The following is a 15,110-nucleotide window of genomic DNA, read 5'->3' as shown; positions in this document are numbered from 1 at the left end:
GGCAACACCGCTTGCCGGAGAGGATCTTCACGGGCACGCTGGATCCAGGAGGTCATCACCATGACGCACGGCACCACGAGCAGCACCGACCACTCCCGACCGGCCGACGGGCGCGAGCACGGGCACGAGCACGAGCACGAGCACGACGCCGTCGTGATCGGCGGCGGGGCCGCCGGTCTCAGCGCCGCCCTGACGCTCGCCCGGGCCCGCCGCGACGTCGTCGTCGTCGACGCGGGCGAGCCCCGCAACGCGCCGGCCGAGGGCGTGCACGGGTTCCTCGGCCTCGACGGCGACTCGCCGCTCGAGCTCGTCCGCCGGGGACGCGCCGAGGTCGAGTCGTACGGCGGGGTCGTCGTCGACGGCACGGCCACGGACGTCCGCCGGACCGGACGAGGAGGCGCGCCCGGCTTCGCCCTCGAGGTCACCACGCCGGGCGGCCGGCACCGCACGCTCCGCGCCCGCCGCCTCGTCGTCGCCACCGGTCTCGTCGACGAGCTGCCTCCGGTGGACGGACTCGCCGATCGCTGGGGCCGCGACGTCGTCCACTGCCCCTACTGCCACGGCTGGGAGGTTCGCGACCGCGCCATCGGCGTGCTCGGCACCGGGCCGATGAGCATCCACCAGACCCTGCTCTTCCGCCAGTGGAGCGACGACGTCACGCTCTTCACGAACGACCGGCTCTCCCCCGGCCCCGACGACCTCGCGCGACTCGAGGCCCGGGGCGTCCGGGTGGTCGAGGGGCCCGTCGCCTCCGTCCGGGTCGACGACGACCACCTCACCGGGGTCGTCCTCGCCGACGGCACGACCGTGGCGGTCGGCGCCGTGGCCGTCGCCACGAGCGTCGCCGCCCGAGGCGGCGTGCTCGCGTCGCTCGGGCTGGAGGCCGAGGCGCACCCGTCGGGCATGGGCACCATCGTGGCGGCCGACCCCGTCACCGGGCAGAGCGCCGAGCCCGGTGTCTGGCTCGCCGGGAACCTCGTCAACCCGGGTCACCAGGTCGTCATGGCCGCCGCCTCCGGGGTCATGGCCGGCGCGGCCCTGAACATGGACCTCGTGACGGCCGAGACCGCGGCCGCCGTGGAGGCCGTCGCGACCTGGCGCGCCGACGCGTCGCCTCGACACGGCTCGGCACCGCCGGGCGCGAGCCCCGAGGGGGACCTCGACGAGAGCCCCGACGAGACCTCCGCTTCCGAAGCGTTCGACGCCGCGTACTGGGAGGACCGCTACGGCTCGGAGGGCTGGGCGTGGAGCGGGAACCCCAACGCCGTCCTCGTCGACGAGACCGACACCCTCGCTCCGGGCCGGGCCCTCGACATCGGGAGCGGCGAGGGCGGCGACGCGATCTGGCTCGCGCTCCGGGGCTGGTCCGTCACGGGCACCGACATCGCCGCGAACGCCCTGAACAAGGCACGGGCGCGAGCCGAGCAGACGGACGGCGAGGCCGCCGACCGGATCACGTGGGAGCAGCACGACATCACCGAGTGGACGCCGCCCCGCGCCTCCTTCGATCTCGTCACGTCGCACTTCATGCACCTCCCCGCGGCCGATCGGGGCCGGGTGTTCCGGGGGCTCGGCGAGGCGGTGGCGCCGGGCGGCAGCATCCTGATCGTCGGGCACGACCTGTCGGATCTCGACTCCGACGCCCACCGTCTGCACCATCCCGAGCTGATGTTCGGCGTGGACGAGCTCGTCGACCTGTTCGATCCGTCCGAGTGGACGATAGCCACGGCCGAGACCCGGGAACGAGAGACCGCCGCCGGGCACGAGGGCCCGGCGACGGTCCGCGACGTGGTCGTCCGCGCGGTCAGAGCCCTCTGACGCGCAGCCGGATCGCCCGGGCCGAGGGCCGGAGCACGTGCGGGGCCGAGACGTCGGGCCCGCACGCCCGCGAGCCGACGCCGTTCTGCGCCGCGTCGATCCAGAGGTACGTCGCCTCGGGCTCGGGCAGCTCGTGGGGGTGCTCGGCCGCGTCGACCTGCTGCGCGGTGTGGCGACGCAGCGAGAAGCCGGGGCGGCGACCCGAGGTGTCGGGCGTCGCGTCGAGACGCAGCCAGGGGCTCCCGTCGCCGGTCCGCAGCTCGAGGCTGCGGAGGTCGCTGCGGTGGCCGCTCTCCTGCGGCCGGGCGTAGTCGACGGTGAGGTCGTCGACGCTCGACTCGAACCGGCCCACCCGGGCCGCCTCGCGGCTGTCGGGGTACGACTCGAGCGGACCGGTCCCGAACCACGATGCCGAGCCGATGTCGAGGGGCAGATCGAAGCGCACGCCGACGCGGGGCCACGAGAGGTCCCAGCCGGCGGTGGGCACGAGATCGAGCGACAGCCACAGCTCGCCGCGCTCGAGGGTCCAGCGCTCGTCGACGGTCACCGACTGGCGGCTGTCGGCGGCGGCCCAGCGGGTGCGCACGGCGACGTGACCCGCCGACGACCGCACCGACTCGACGCGCGAGGTCAGCCGGTGCAGGCCCGCCCGCTTCGCGATCGTCTCGGCGCTCGGCAGCAGCTCGTCGGTCGGCAGATCGGTGCGGTGGCGATCCCGCATCGGGTCCGCGTCGATGTCGCGCGGGGCGTCCCAGTGGCCCCGCTCGTTGTCGGTCGTCGCCCGCCAGAGCTCGAGGCGCGGCCCGGCGACGGGTCGCCCGGCGAGCGAGACGAGACGGCCGTCGACGAACGTCGCGGGGCCGAGCTCGAGGTCGCCCGAGGAGGCGCGGGCCGACGGATCGACACCGGCACCCGGTGCGACCGGCCGCGGGTAGGCGGCGACGTGATGCACGGCGGCCGGGGCGCTGAGGTCGACCTGGGTCGTCGCGAGCACGTGCCCGGCGTCGGCCCAGCCGTGGTCGGCGCGGAGGGCGACCTGCACGGTCAGCCACGTCTCGCCGGTCGTCGAGACCTCGAGGTCGGGCAGGGCGAGGGCGACCTGCTCCCCCGCGGCGAGGGCTCGGCCGCGGTCGTCGAGCGCGTCGAGGCGCCCGGACGCGATGACGTCGCCGTCGTGCTCGAGCGACCAGAGCAGCTCGACGTCGGCCGTCGTCGCGGTGTGACGTCGGTTCTCGACCAGCACGGAGGCGCCGGTGATGCCGTCGTCGCCCCGGGGGCCCGCCGCGCGGCTGGCGGTCAGACGGATCGGCGACACGACCTGGGCCCACTCGTGGAGGCCGGGGCTCGGCGTGCCGTCCGAGAGCACCATGCCGTCCATGACGAAGTTGCCGTCGTGCACGACCTCGCCGAAGTCGCCGCCGTAGCCGAAGAACTCGACGCCGTCGGCCGTGGTCGTCCGCAGGCCGTGGTCGCGCCACTCCCATACGAACCCGCCGTGCAGGCGCGGGTGCTCGTCGACGAGGCGCTCGTACTCGTCGACCGCCCCGGGGCCGTTGCCCATGGCGTGCACGTACTCGCAGAGGATGAAGGGCTTCGACCGCTGACGGGCAGCCTCGGCGGCCGTGCAGCCGAGCAGCCGGACGGACTCGTCGCCCGCGCCGATCGCCCGGGTCTCGTCGATCCACGAGTACATCCGCGAGTAGACGTCGGTGTACGAGCCGGTGTAGTCGCCCTCGTAGTGGACAGGACGACCCCGGTCACGCGCGTGGGTCCATGCGGCCATCGCCGCGAGGTTCCGACCGGTGCCCGCCTCGTTGCCGAGCGACCACATGACGATGCTCGGGTGGTTCTTGTCGCGCTCGACGGTGCGGACCATGCGATCGACGTAGGCGTCGTGCCAGTCGGCGTCGTCGCTCGGGTTGCCGACCCACCGCTCGCGTTCGAAGCCGTGCGTCTCGAGGTCGCACTCGAGGACGACCCAGAAGCCCAGCTCGTCGGCGAGGTCGAGCAGGCGCGGGTGGGGCGGGTAGTGCGAGGTGCGGATCGCGTTGACGTTGAACCGCTTCATCAGCTCGAGGTCGCGACGCGCGTACTGCTCGTCGAAGACCCGGCCCTGATCGGCGTGCACCTCGTGGCGGTTCACGCCATGGAAGACGACCCGCCGGCCGTTCACCTCGAACCGGTCGCCCACGATCCGGACGGTGCGGAAGCCGAGTCGCTGCGAGATCGTCTCGGTCGACCCCGCGCTCGTGACGGTGGCGTCGTAGAGCCGCGGCACCTCGGCGCTCCACGGCTCGACGTCGATCAGCTCGATCGGGGCGACGTCGGCGGGCGACTCCCACGTCACGTCGACGCCGAGCTCGGGGACGGCGAGGGTGACCGGCCACGCGGCGGAGCCGGCGGTGATCTCGGCGACGATCGTCGCGCCTCCCGCGGTCTCGCCGGCCGTGCCGTGCCATTCGCTGCGCAGCCAGACGTCGTCGATGCCGCCCACGGGCCGGGCCTCGAGGCTCACGCTCCGGAAGACGCCGGGCAGCCACCACTGGTCCTGGTCCTCGACGTAGCTCGCCGCCGACCACTGGTGGACGCGGACGACCACGGTGTTGGCGCCGGGGCGCACGAGGTCGGTGACGTCGTACTCCTGCGCGAGACGGCTGCCGACCCCGACGCCGACGTGGACGCCGTTGACCCACACGACGGCCGTCGACTCGACCCCGTCGAAGCGCAGCAGCACGCGCTCGGCGCCGGCGAACGACGCCGGCAGCTCGAACGTGCGCCGGTGGTCGCCGGTCGGGTTCTCGTCGGGCACGTGGGGCACATCGGTCGGGAACGGGAACTGCACGTTCGTGTAGATGGGGGCGCCGCGGCGCCCCTCGCCGGTGAGCACCCAGTGCGACGGCAGCGTGATGGTCTCCCAGCCCGAGTCGTCGAAGTCGACCGCCGCGACGTCGTAGGCGCCCTCGCCGGCGGGCAGCACGCCGCGGCCGCCGGGCATGCCGGGGACGCCCGCGAGCAGCCGGAAGGACCACTCGCCGTCGAGCAGGAGCCGCGGGGCGTCGGTGTGCAGCCACGAGCGGGCGGGCGAACGACGACCGCTGCCGGGGCCGGTGGCCCGCAGATATCCGGCCGGAGGCGCGGCGACGTCGATCGGGGACGCCGGGGTGGACGAGGCGGTGGCGGTGGGGATGACGTCGGTCACTTCACGGACCCTTCGGTGAGGCCGCCGCGCCAGAAGCGCTGCAGCACGATCATGGCGATGACGAGCGGGATGATCGACAGCAGGACGCCGCCGGTCGTCAGTTGGTAGAACTCGGGCAGACGGTCGGTCTGGCTCAGCCAGTTGTTGAGTCCGAGCGTGACGGGGAACTTGTCGACGTCGCTCAGCATGACCAGCGGCAGGAAGTAGTTGTTCCAGATGCCGACGAGCTGGAACAGGAACACGGTCACGAGCGCCGGGGTGAGGATGCGGAGCCCCAGCGTGTGGAAGATGCGCAGCTCGCTCGCCCCGTCGAGGCGCGCGGCCTCCATCAGCGAGGTGTCCACCGTGGCCTGCGCGTAGATGCGGCAGAGGAAGAGCCCGAACGGCGACACGAGCGACGGCAGCAGGACGCTCCAGTACGTGTTCGCGAGCCCCATCTGGCTGAAGAGCAGGAACAGCGGCAGCGCGGTCGCGGTCCCCGGCACGAGGACACCGCCGAGGATCGTGCCGAAGACGAGGTTGCGACCGCGGAACTCGTACTTGGCGAGGGCGTAGCCGCCGGCCGCGGCGAAGTACGTCGCGACGAGGGCGCCGACGCCGGCGTAGAGCACCGAGTTGCCGAGCCAGCGGACGAAGACGCCGTCGCCGTAGGTGAGCACCTGCCCGAGGTTGTCCCACAGCGCGAACGACGGGGCGAACCAGAACCCGAAGGTGCCGAACAGGTCGCCGGTGGTCTTGGTCGCGGCGACCACGACCCAGTAGACCGGGATCAGGAAGTACAGCGCGACGACCACCAGGACGGCGGTCACGATGATGGTGGAGGCGCGGCTGCGGCCGGCGGAGCGGTCCGGCCCGGCTCCCCGCGAGCGTCGGACGGAGGCCCGGCCCGCGCCGCGCCTCCCGCTCTGCCCGGCGGTGACGATCGACTCGGTCTCGGTGGCGTGCTCGGCGACCGTGGCGCGGGGGCTCATGCGGACTTCCTGTTCGTGATGGTGAGGAACACGATCGACAGCGTGAACGCGACGAGCGCGATCAGCACGGACTGCGCAGCGGCGACGTTGTAGTCGTTGTAGGCGAAGGCGGTCGTGTAGGCGCTGAGATTCGGCGTGTACTGGCTGTCGATGGCCGGTGCGACGCGCTGCAGCACCTGCGCCTCGGCGAACAGCTGGAGGGTGCCGATGATCGAGAAGACCGCGGTCAGGAGGAGCGCGGGTCGGATCAGCGGCAGCTGGATGCTCGTCGCGACCCGGAGCGGCGTCGCCCCGTCGACCTTCGCCGCCTCGTAGAGCTCGACCGGGATCGACTTCAGCTGGGCGATGATGATCAGCATGTTGTAGCCGGTGTAGCTCCAGGTGACGATGTTCGCGATCGACCAGAGGACCGTGTTCGGCCCGAGGAAGTCGGGCGAGACGCCGAACGTCTCGGCCACGTCGATGATCGGGCTGAGACCCGGCACGTAGAGGAACGACCAGAGGATGGTCGCGATGACGCCCGGCACCCCGTACGGCAGGAAGTACGCGGCGCGGAACAGCCCCGGCCACTTCGCCGACGCCGACTCGAGCAGCAGGGCCAGCACCGTGCAGAGGATGAGCATGAGCGGCACCTGCACGATGCCGAACAGGAACATGCGACCGATCGAGGCGGTGAAGTTGGGGTCGCCGAGCACCTGCGCGTAGTTCGAGAACCCCGCGAACTGCGTCACGACGCCGGTCTCGCCGAAGAGCCCGCCGCGCCTCACCTGCGTGAAGCTCGACACGAGGGCCATGAGGATCGGCACGAGGAAGGTCAGCAGGAACAGCGCGAGGAACGGGAACAGCAGCACCCACGGGGCGCGCTTCATGGCGGCCGACGAGGCGCCCCTCGCTCGTCGCGACCCGTCCGAGTCGCGCCCTCGACCGGGCGCGGTGGCCCGGGTCGCCGCCGCGGTCTCGGGGCGCGTCTCCATCCCGGCGCTCATGCGTCGGCCTTGCGGATCGAGAGGCCCTTGTTCTTCATGACCGTGATGATGTCCTTCTCGGCCTGCACCACCGCGTCGACGAGGGTTCCGCCCGAGGCCTTGCCGCGGAATCCGTCGCTGAGGATGTTGAACGACTGCTGCGTGACGGGCCACCAGCTCCAGTCCTGGTTCTGGCTGGACTCCTTCGTGGCGGGCACGAACACCTCCTGGTTGTAGTTCTGGCCGCTGAAGAACTCGCTGGGCTTCTCGCGGAGGTCGCCCACGACGTCGCGCGCCGGCGACCAGCCGATGCCGCAGTACTCGATCAGCGCGTTGACGCCCTCGGGGGTCGTCGTCATCCAGACGGCGAAGTCGAGGGCCTCCTTCGGGTGCTGGCTGTTCGCCAGGATCGCCGCCGTCGACCCGCCGAGGAACGACGACGCGTAGCCGCCCTCCCAGGTCGGCAGGGGCGCGGCACGCCACTTGCCCGAGGCGCCGCTGACGCCCTCGATGAGGGCGTCGCCCCACGAGCCCGTCGCGACCGACGCGATCTTCCCGTCGGCCGCGGCCGAGAACCAGGCGGGCGTGTACGCGCCGTAGGCGGTCGTGACGATCCCGTCGTCGATCGCCTCGTCGAAGAACGCCGCGACCTTCATCGTCGCCTCGTCGGTCATGTCGATGACCCAGCCGTCGTCCTCCGCGCGGAACCACGAGGCCCCGGCCTGGGTGGCGTACGCGGCGAACGGCGACGCGTCGGCGAGCGGGAACGAGTCCATCAGCACGCCCGCGCCCTTCAGCTCGGCCCCGACGGCGGCCCAGTCGTCCCAGGTGGCGGGAACGGAGGCGCCGACCCGGTCGAAGACGGCCGGCTGGTAGAACATGCCCATGGGGCCGCTGTCCTGCGGGACGGCGTAGACGCCGCCCGTGTAGCTGACCTGGTTCCAGAGGGTGGGGTCGTAGAGCTCGCGGTACCGGTCGATCCCGTAGCGCGAGAGGTCGACGACGCCGTTCGCCAGCAGGAACTCGGGCAGCGACCGCAGCTCGACCTGCGCGATGTCGGGTCCGGCGCCCGCCGCCAGCGCCGAGTACAGCTTCTGATAGCCGCCGGCGTTGCCACCCGGGATGAAGACCGTGTCGACCTGGACGCGGTCCTGGCTGCGGTTGTACAGGTCGGTCACCTGGTCGAGGCCCTTGAGCCAGGCCCAGTACTCGAGGCGGATGCGGCCGGTGGCCGGCGGGATGGTCGGCAGCGTGTTGACCGAGGTCGTGCCGGGCGTGGCGCACCCCGCGAGCAGCGCGGCGGCGCCGGCGCTCAGGCCGAAGCCGAGCAGTTGACGTCGACTGAGAGGGCTCATCGTGACTCACTTCATCGTGGACGGGACCCGCCGAACCTAACACAATTCCGAGTGCTCACTCGGATTTGACCCGAGGAGGTGCGGGTCGGCCGTAGAGTTCCCGTCATGACCGCAGATCCCGCCCCCGCCGAGACCGACGCGCCCGCCGCCCCGCGCAGCGCCCGGGGACCTCGCGGCCCGTACGCGAAGTCGACGGAGCGGCGTGCGGCGATCGTCGACGCCGCCTTCGAGGTGTTCTCGACGCGGGGCTACCGCGGCGGCTCGCTCCAGGAGGTCGCCGACCGGGTCGGCGTCAGCCAGACCGGACTGCTGCACTACTTCCCGTCGAAGCGCGCCCTGCTGCGCGCCGTCCTCGAGCGACGCGACTCGATGGCGAGCGGCGCACCGCTCGACGCCTCCCCCGACCGGGACTTCCGGGAGGGCGTGCTGAGGCAGGCGCGCTACAACGAGACCGTGCCCGGGCTCATCGCCCTGTACGCCGTGCTGGCCGGCGAGGCCGCGACGGAGGACGCCCCCGTGCGCGACTACGTGGCCTCGCGCTTCGAGGGTCTCCGAGCCGAGTACTCCGACGGGTTCCGCGACCTCGAGGCGAGAGGCCGACTGCGACCCGGCGTCGATCCGGCCCGGGCCGCCGCCGGGCTCGTCGCCCTATGGGACGGCATCCAGCTGCAGTGGCTGCTCGACCCCGAGGGCGTCGACGTCGAGCAGCAGCTGCGCGACCACTTCGAGTCGCTGGTGCTGCCCGACTGAGCCGCGCCGCGCCTCCTCGGCTGCCGCCGGAGGCGACTACTTCGAGCGCGTCAGCTGCGAGCGGAGCGCCGCGCGGTCGCGCCAGGCGCCGGTCGACCAGAGCGCGAGGAGCACGAGGAGGGGCTGGCCGATCAGACGGACGGCCCGCTTCGCATCGGTGTCGAGGCCGAACGCGTCGGTGTGCGTGACCAGCTGCGAGATGTTGCCGGGGAAGATCGCGATGAAGAACGCCGCGACGACCCAGCCGACGGCCACGCGCTTCCTGCCGAGCACGAGCAGCGCCCCGCCGAGGGTGATCTCGACGACCCCCGAGGCGAGGACGACGGCGTCGTCGTCGAAGGGCAGCCACTCGGGCACCTGCGCCTGGAAGTCGTCGCGGGCGAAGCTCAGGTGGCTGACGCCCGCGAGGACGAGCACGGCTCCGAGGGCGAGGCGGCCGATCAGGCGCGGGACGGACGTGGGGCGGGGGCGCGGGGCTCGACGGGACATCCCATCAGTCTGCTCCTCCCCCGGCCCCCGGCCGCCCCGTGTCGCTGCACGTCCGTGCAGCGCGGCGACCGTCACTCGGGCAGCGCGGCCTGCCCTTCGCGCTCGTCGCCCGCGACGCCGGCCCGCAGCCCCTCGCCGCGGAAGAACGCCGGCCGCAGTCGCGCGTTGACGAGCATCACCACGACGCCGGCCACGAGGATCAGCACGCCCAGCACGAAGACCAGGCCGACGCCGCCGATCTGCGAGCCGCTGCCGTACTCCGGATCCATGCTGTCGATCAGCGTGGTGACGAAGAGGACGGCGAGGATGATCCCGCCGACGCCCGGCGCGACGATCTGGAAGAACAGGTTGCGCGCGCCCGTCCGCCACTGGCGACGGAAGTACCAGACGCAGGCGAAGGCCGTGAGCCCGTAGTAGAAGCAGATCATCATGCCGAGGGTCGTGATGGTGTCCCAGAGGACGTCCTCGCTGATGAACCGCATCACGGCGTAGAACACGCTCGCGACGACCGCCGAGGCGAGGGTGGCGTAGCCGGGGGTGAAGAACCGGGGCGAGACGCGGGCGAACTTCGGCGAGAGGGCTCCGTAGTGCCCCATCGCCAGCAGGGTGCGGGCGGGCGAGACGAAGGTCGACTGCAGCGAGGCCGCGGAGCTGCTGAGCACGGCAAGCGACATGAGGATCGCCAGCGGACCGAGCACGGGGCCGGCCAGGGCCGAGAAGGCGTTGCCCTGGATGTCCGGATTGCCGAGACCGACGCCGTCGGCCCCGAGACCGGCGAACGACATGGAGGCGAGCGACACGAGCAGGTAGACGAGCACGATGATGACGACCGTCAGCGTCGCGGCACGGCCCGGGGTGGTGCGCGAGCCGCTGGTCTCCTCCGACATCGTCAGGGTGACGTCCCAGCCCCAGAAGATGAAGATCGACAGCGACAGTCCCGCGGCGAAGGCCGAGAAGGTCGGCACGCTGAACGGGTTGAACCAGTCGAGGGAGATCCCCGTCGCGTCGAACGCCGATCCGCCGCCCACCCGGACGAACGCGACGACGGCGAAGCCGATCAGCACGATCAGCTGGAAGCCGACGAGCCAGTACTGGACCTTCTGCGTCGTCTGCATGTCGCGGTACGAGATGATCGTGGCCCCCGCCATGAACGCCAGACAGGTCACGACGTTGACGACCGGATCGGCGGCCAGGTCGGCCAGCGCGGGGTTGCCGAAGAGCTGACCGAGCAGCAGGTAGAAGAAGTCGACGGCGATGCCGGCCAGATTGCTCAGCACCACGATCGTGGCGACGACGAGCCCCCAGCCGGCCATCCAGCCGATCCACGGCCCGAAGGCGCGGACGCCCCAGGTGAACGACGTGCCGCTGTCGGGCATGGCGCTGTTGAGCTCGCGGTAGCCGAACGCCACGAGGAGCATCGGGATGAAGCCGACGAGGAAGATCGCGGGCAGGTGCGTGCCGACCTGCGCGATGGTGGGCCCGAGGGCCCCGGTCAGCGTGTAGGCGGGCGCGATGCACGAGATGCCGATGACGACCGCGCCGATCAGGCCGACGCTGCCGGCGCTCAGACCCTTGGAGGAGATCGCCCCGTCGGCGGTCACTCCGGACTTCTTGAGGATGCTCATGGGGTGGTCCCTTCGTGCACGACCCCGTCGGATCCGGGGTCGGGTCGGGTGCTGCGGGGATCGTGGTCACGAGGAACCACCACGAGGGGGACGGGCACGCCGCGCACGATCTTCGCGGCGACGCTCCCGAGGAACAGCCGGTGGGGCTGCGCCAGACGACTCGACCCGACGAAGACGAGCTCGTCGTCGGTCCAGGTCAGATCGCGGATCGCGTCGCCGATGCGCGGGCCCGCGGCGATCTCGACGGTGACGTCGACGCGATCGGGCACGGTGCGGAGGGCCACGTCGCGGAGCCCCTCGGCGTGCTCGCGGGCGACGGCGTGCCGGTCGTCGGCACGATCACGGGTGTCGACCGAACCGGTGCCGTCGGCGACGTCGAGGGGGACGAGCGACACGAGTCGGAGCGGGAGCCGCGCGGCCGAGGCCACGGCGATGGCCGAGTCGACGACCGCCCGGGCGCCGGCGCGCGTGCCGACGGCGGCCATGATCGTCCCGAAGCGGTGCACCCCGCGGCCGGCGAGACCCGCCGGGGCGATGGCCACGGGCACCGGCGCCGAGTGCACGAGCACCCCGCCGACGCTGCCGAGGTGCAGACGGCCGAAGGCGCCCTCCTTGCCGGCGCCGATGACGATGGCGTCGGCGCCGAGATCCCCGGCAGCCGTCACGAGACCCTCGGCGAAGGTCTCGGCCCGGACGACGTGCGCGGTCGACGCGACGGACTCCGGGAGTCCGGCCCGCGCCTCCTTCAGCCACCCCTCGGCGAGATCGTCGAGATGTCGCTCGTACGACGGACCGACGGGCACGAGGGAGGCGCGCCCCTCGTCGTGCAGGACGAGCACGAGATCGAGACGCAGACCGAGCGTCGCCGCGAGGGCGGCGCCGAGGGCCAGGGCGTCTCGCCCGGCGGGGGTGTCGAGGTAGCCGACGATGACGGATCTCACGGGGTGGCGCCTTCCGGATGGGGTGGGACGGGGCGGTGCGCGAGCGGGTGCGGGCGGGCGGGGTGCGGGGCGGAGCGGGTGGTGCGGACCGCGGCGGGGTCAGGCCCGGTGGTCGGCGACGATCTCGGCCGCGACGTCGTGGCCGACGCGGATGGCCCCGTCGACGTGCTGGAACCCCTCCGCCGCGATGTCGCTCGACGAGAAGCGGATCGGGCCGACGGGCACGCGCTGGTCGTGCCCCCAGCGCGAGAGCCCGCCGAGGTCGAAGCTCGTGGCGTAGGCGCCGCCGGTCCACTCCTCGGAGACCCAGTCGCTCTCGTAGTAGACGGCCGGAGAGAGGGCCTGCTCGCCGTAGTACGACGTCAGCGACCCGAGGATCTCGTGGCGTCGCTCGTCGGCCGGCAGGGCCAGCAGACGGTCGGCCTTCTCGTCGCTGACGAACCCCACGAGGGTGCCGCGCGGGTCGTCGTGGTTCGAGTTGTCGTACGCCTCGTGCACCACCTGATAGGGGCTGAACGCGGTGCCCGACAGACCCGACTCGCGCCAGAACGGCGTCTCGTAGACCGCGTGCACCTTGATGACGAGACCGAGCGAGACGTGCTGGTGCCACTGCAGTCGCTTCGCCGGCAGGGCGGGGACGTAGTCGATCCGCGAGTACAGGTTCGGCGGCACCGCGACGACGGCGTAGCGGGCCTCGACGCGCAGCGAGGGGGTGGTGGCGACGACGCCGGCGTCGGACCACTCGAGCCGGTCGACGGCCTGCCCGAGACGGACGTCGCCTCCGAGGGACGCGGCCAGCGCGAGGGGCACGCCCTGGAGCCCGCCGACGACCCGCTTGTCGAGGATGAAGTCGGCGTCGACGAGGTTGCTGAAGCTTCCGGCGCTCGAGGCCATCTGGAGGGCCTGCAGCAGGGAGAACGCGTGGGCGGGCTTCGTGAGCATCGCGTCGGCGATGAACAGCGCGATGTTGTCGCGCGCCTCGACGTCGTCGGTCTGCTGCTCGAGCCAGCCGGCGAACGACACGTGGTCGTACTCGTGGGCCCGGGGATGCGACCACGGCGCCGCGACGTCGATCTCGGCGACGAGGGCGTCCATCACCTCGATGAGGCGCTCGATCTCGGACTGCGTGACGTCGGAGGCCGGGAAGATGTCGCCCGTGAAGCGCGAGGCCGTCCCGTCGGGTGAGACGTAGACGCTCTCGCCGTCGCGCCAGCGCGAGTAGGTGGGGAGCCCGAGGTCGTCGAGGGTGGCGATGAGCGCCGTCTGGTCGGGAGAGACCCACTGCCCGCCGAGCTCGAGCATCGCCCCGTCGATCGTCTCCGTCCGGAGGCGTCCGCCGACGCGATCGCGGGCCTCGAGCACCGTGACGGTCAGGCCGGCGGCGCGGAGGTCGGTGGCGGCGGTGAGCCCGGAGGCTCCGGCGCCGATGACGACGACGTCGCTGATGAGGGTCTCGGTCATGATGCGTGCTCCGTCGGTGGTGGTGTGGTCGGTGGGCGTGGTCGGGGAACGGGCGGCGGGTGGGGCGCGTCGGTGCGCGTCAGACCCGGCGGGGCGAGGCGTGCGCGCTCATCACGTGCTTCACCCGCGTGTAGTCGTCGACGCCGTGGGCGCTGAGGTCCTTCCCGTAGCCCGAGCGCTTGAACCCGCCGTGGGGCATCTCGGCCGCCAGCGGGATGTGCGTGTTGATCCAGACGCAGCCGAAGTCGAGGTCGCGGGCGAAGCGCTCGGCCGTGGTGTGGCTGTCGGTCCACACGCTCGAGGCGAGGGCGTAGGGCACGCCGTTGGCGAGCTCGAGCGCCTCGTCGGCGGTGCGGAACGACTGCACCGTGACGACGGGGCCGAAGACCTCGCTCTGCACGACGTCGTCGTCCTGGCGGACCCCGGTCACGACGGTCGGCGCGAAGAAGAGACCGGCGTCACCCACGCGGACGCCGCCCGTCGCGACGGTGGCGTGAGCGGGCAGCGCGTCGATGACGCCGCTGACAGCGGCGAAGTGCCGCGCGTTGTTCAGCGGCCCGTACGAGGCGTCGTCGCCCGCGTCGGGGCCCGTCGTCGTCGCCTCGGCGGCACGGACGAGCGCCTCGACGAGGGCGTCGTGCAGGGATTCGTGGACGATGACCCGGGTGACGGCCGTGCAGTCCTGACCCGCGTTGAAGAACGCCGCCTCGGCGAGCGCCGGGCCGACGACGTCGACGTCCACGTCGTCGAAGACGACCGCCGGGGCCTTGCCGCCGAGCTCGAGGTGCACGCGGGCGACCCGGTTCGCGGCCGACGACGCCACGGCGACGCCGGCCCGGACCGAACCGGTGATCGCGACGAGACCCGGGACGGGGTGCTCCACGAGGGTGCGGCCGGTCGACGCGTCGCCCAGGACGACGTTGAGGACGCCGTCGGGCAGGATCCCCCGGGTCAGGCGAGCGAGCACGAGGGTCGACTCGGGTGTCGTGTCGCTCGGCTTCAGCACGATGGTGTTCCCGGCAGCGAGCGCCGGGCCGATCTTCCAGAGGGCCATCATCAGCGGGTAGTTCCAGGGCGTGACCTGGGCGACGACGCCGATGGGCTCCCGTCGAACGGTCGAGGTCAGACCGTCGAGGTACTCCCCCGACGCGATCCCGTCGAGCCGGCGGGCCGCGCCGGCGAAGAACCGGAGCTGGTCGGCCCCGACGGCGACCTCCTCGGCGGCGATGATCGCCTTGGGCTGGCCCGTGTTGCGGTGCTGGGCGTCGACGAGCTCGTCGCTGTGCTGCTCGAGCGCGTCGGCCAGGGCGAGCAGAGCCGCCTGGCGGACGGACGGCGTGCTGCGCCCCCAGCCCGCGAAGGCCCGTCGGGCCGCGTCGACGGCCCGGTCGACGTCGACGCCGTCGGACATCGGCGAGACGGCGACGATCTCGTCGGTGACGGGTGAGACGAGATCGAGGGTCTCGACGCCGTGGGCGTCGACGAGCTCTCCGTCGATGAAGTTCTGCAGCGTCGGCATGGTGTCCTCTCGGGGTG

10 protein-coding genes and 1 pseudogene are annotated in these 15,110 nt (G+C 72.4%); 2 read left to right on the top strand and 9 right to left on the bottom strand.

Features of this window, described 5'->3' with window-relative positions; genetic code table 11:
• Positions 1-60: 60 nt before the first annotated feature.
• Positions 61-1,818: a bifunctional NAD(P)/FAD-dependent oxidoreductase/class I SAM-dependent methyltransferase gene (locus ASF89_RS06895; RefSeq protein WP_055813382.1), complete on the top strand. Its 1,758-nt coding sequence runs from the start codon at positions 61-63 to the stop codon at positions 1,816-1,818.
• Here the strand turns inward: ASF89_RS06895 and ASF89_RS06890 are convergent.
• From ASF89_RS06890 to ASF89_RS06875, 4 genes are read right to left on the bottom strand one after another with little or no spacing between them, the layout of a single operon-like run.
• Entirely contained in the window at positions 1,805-4,966 is a 3,162-nt protein-coding gene (locus ASF89_RS06890; protein ID WP_055814734.1) for a glycoside hydrolase family 2 TIM barrel-domain containing protein, read from the bottom strand. The genes ASF89_RS06895 and ASF89_RS06890 overlap by 14 nt on opposite strands.
• A 47-nt stretch (positions 4,967-5,013) precedes the next feature.
• Complete coding sequence (locus ASF89_RS06885; protein ID WP_082475170.1) at positions 5,014-5,988, bottom strand: carbohydrate ABC transporter permease; 975 nt, start codon at positions 5,986-5,988, stop codon at positions 5,014-5,016.
• Positions 5,985-6,974: a carbohydrate ABC transporter permease gene (locus ASF89_RS06880; RefSeq protein ID WP_082489861.1), complete on the bottom strand. Its 990-nt coding sequence runs from the start codon at positions 6,972-6,974 to the stop codon at positions 5,985-5,987. The genes ASF89_RS06885 and ASF89_RS06880 overlap by 4 nt, the downstream gene beginning before the upstream one ends.
• Complete coding sequence (locus ASF89_RS06875; RefSeq protein WP_055813375.1) at positions 6,971-8,308, bottom strand: extracellular solute-binding protein; 1,338 nt, start codon at positions 8,306-8,308, stop codon at positions 6,971-6,973. Before ASF89_RS06875 ends, ASF89_RS06880 begins: the two co-directional genes overlap by 4 nt.
• A gap of 105 nt (positions 8,309-8,413) precedes the next feature.
• Here ASF89_RS06875 and ASF89_RS06870 point away from each other — a divergent pair, with 105 nt between their 5' ends.
• Positions 8,414-9,058 carry a TetR/AcrR family transcriptional regulator gene (locus ASF89_RS06870; RefSeq protein WP_055813373.1) on the top strand — a complete coding sequence of 215 codons (645 nt, stop codon included), beginning with the start codon at positions 8,414-8,416 and terminating at the stop codon, positions 9,056-9,058.
• Between the two features lie 36 nt (positions 9,059-9,094).
• Here ASF89_RS06870 and ASF89_RS06865 read toward each other — a convergent pair whose 3' ends face one another.
• The 5 genes and pseudogenes from ASF89_RS06865 to ASF89_RS06845 all read right to left on the bottom strand — a co-directional run bounded on the left by ASF89_RS06865 (position 9,095) and on the right by ASF89_RS06845 (position 15,093).
• Entirely contained in the window at positions 9,095-9,547 is a 453-nt protein-coding gene (locus tag ASF89_RS06865) for a DoxX family membrane protein (RefSeq protein ID WP_055813370.1), read from the bottom strand.
• 71 nt (positions 9,548-9,618) lie between these two features.
• Positions 9,619-11,172, bottom strand: a complete 1,554-nt coding sequence (locus tag ASF89_RS06860) for an APC family permease (protein ID WP_055797901.1) — start codon at positions 11,170-11,172, stop codon at positions 9,619-9,621.
• Complete coding sequence (locus tag ASF89_RS06855; protein ID WP_055813367.1) at positions 11,169-12,113, bottom strand: universal stress protein; 945 nt, start codon at positions 12,111-12,113, stop codon at positions 11,169-11,171. The genes ASF89_RS06860 and ASF89_RS06855 overlap by 4 nt, the downstream gene beginning before the upstream one ends.
• A 99-nt stretch (positions 12,114-12,212) precedes the next feature.
• Positions 12,213-13,580: pseudogene (locus ASF89_RS06850) on the bottom strand (flavin monoamine oxidase family protein); the annotation flags it as partial.
• Between the two features lie 73 nt (positions 13,581-13,653).
• Positions 13,654-15,093, bottom strand: a complete 1,440-nt coding sequence (locus ASF89_RS06845; protein ID WP_055813361.1) for an aminobutyraldehyde dehydrogenase — start codon at positions 15,091-15,093, stop codon at positions 13,654-13,656.
• Positions 15,094-15,110: the final 17 nt, after the last annotated feature.

The organism is Frigoribacterium sp. Leaf172 (assembly GCF_001424285.1).
Taxonomy (GTDB): domain Bacteria; phylum Actinomycetota; class Actinomycetes; order Actinomycetales; family Microbacteriaceae; genus Frigoribacterium.
Note: the sequence above shows the minus strand (reverse complement) of the source record. Positions and strands in the feature narration are given on the sequence as shown.

What these genes read in the sequence shown, in the direction of transcription:
- ASF89_RS06895 (WP_055813382.1), top strand. Translation starts at nt 61, where the DNA reads ATGACGCACGGCACCACGAGCAGCACCGACCACTCCCGACCGGCCGAC.
- ASF89_RS06885 (WP_082475170.1), bottom strand. Translation starts at nt 5,988, where the DNA reads ATGAGCCCCCGCGCCACGGTCGCCGAGCACGCCACCGAGACCGAGTCG.
- ASF89_RS06880 (WP_082489861.1), bottom strand. Translation starts at nt 6,974, where the DNA reads ATGAGCGCCGGGATGGAGACGCGCCCCGAGACCGCGGCGGCGACCCGG.
- ASF89_RS06875 (WP_055813375.1), bottom strand. Translation starts at nt 8,308, where the DNA reads ATGAGCCCTCTCAGTCGACGTCAACTGCTCGGCTTCGGCCTGAGCGCC.
- ASF89_RS06870 (WP_055813373.1), top strand. Translation starts at nt 8,414, where the DNA reads ATGACCGCAGATCCCGCCCCCGCCGAGACCGACGCGCCCGCCGCCCCG.
- ASF89_RS06865 (WP_055813370.1), bottom strand. Translation starts at nt 9,547, where the DNA reads ATGTCCCGTCGAGCCCCGCGCCCCCGCCCCACGTCCGTCCCGCGCCTG.
- ASF89_RS06860 (WP_055797901.1), bottom strand. Translation starts at nt 11,172, where the DNA reads ATGAGCATCCTCAAGAAGTCCGGAGTGACCGCCGACGGGGCGATCTCC.
- ASF89_RS06845 (WP_055813361.1), bottom strand. Translation starts at nt 15,093, where the DNA reads ATGCCGACGCTGCAGAACTTCATCGACGGAGAGCTCGTCGACGCCCAC.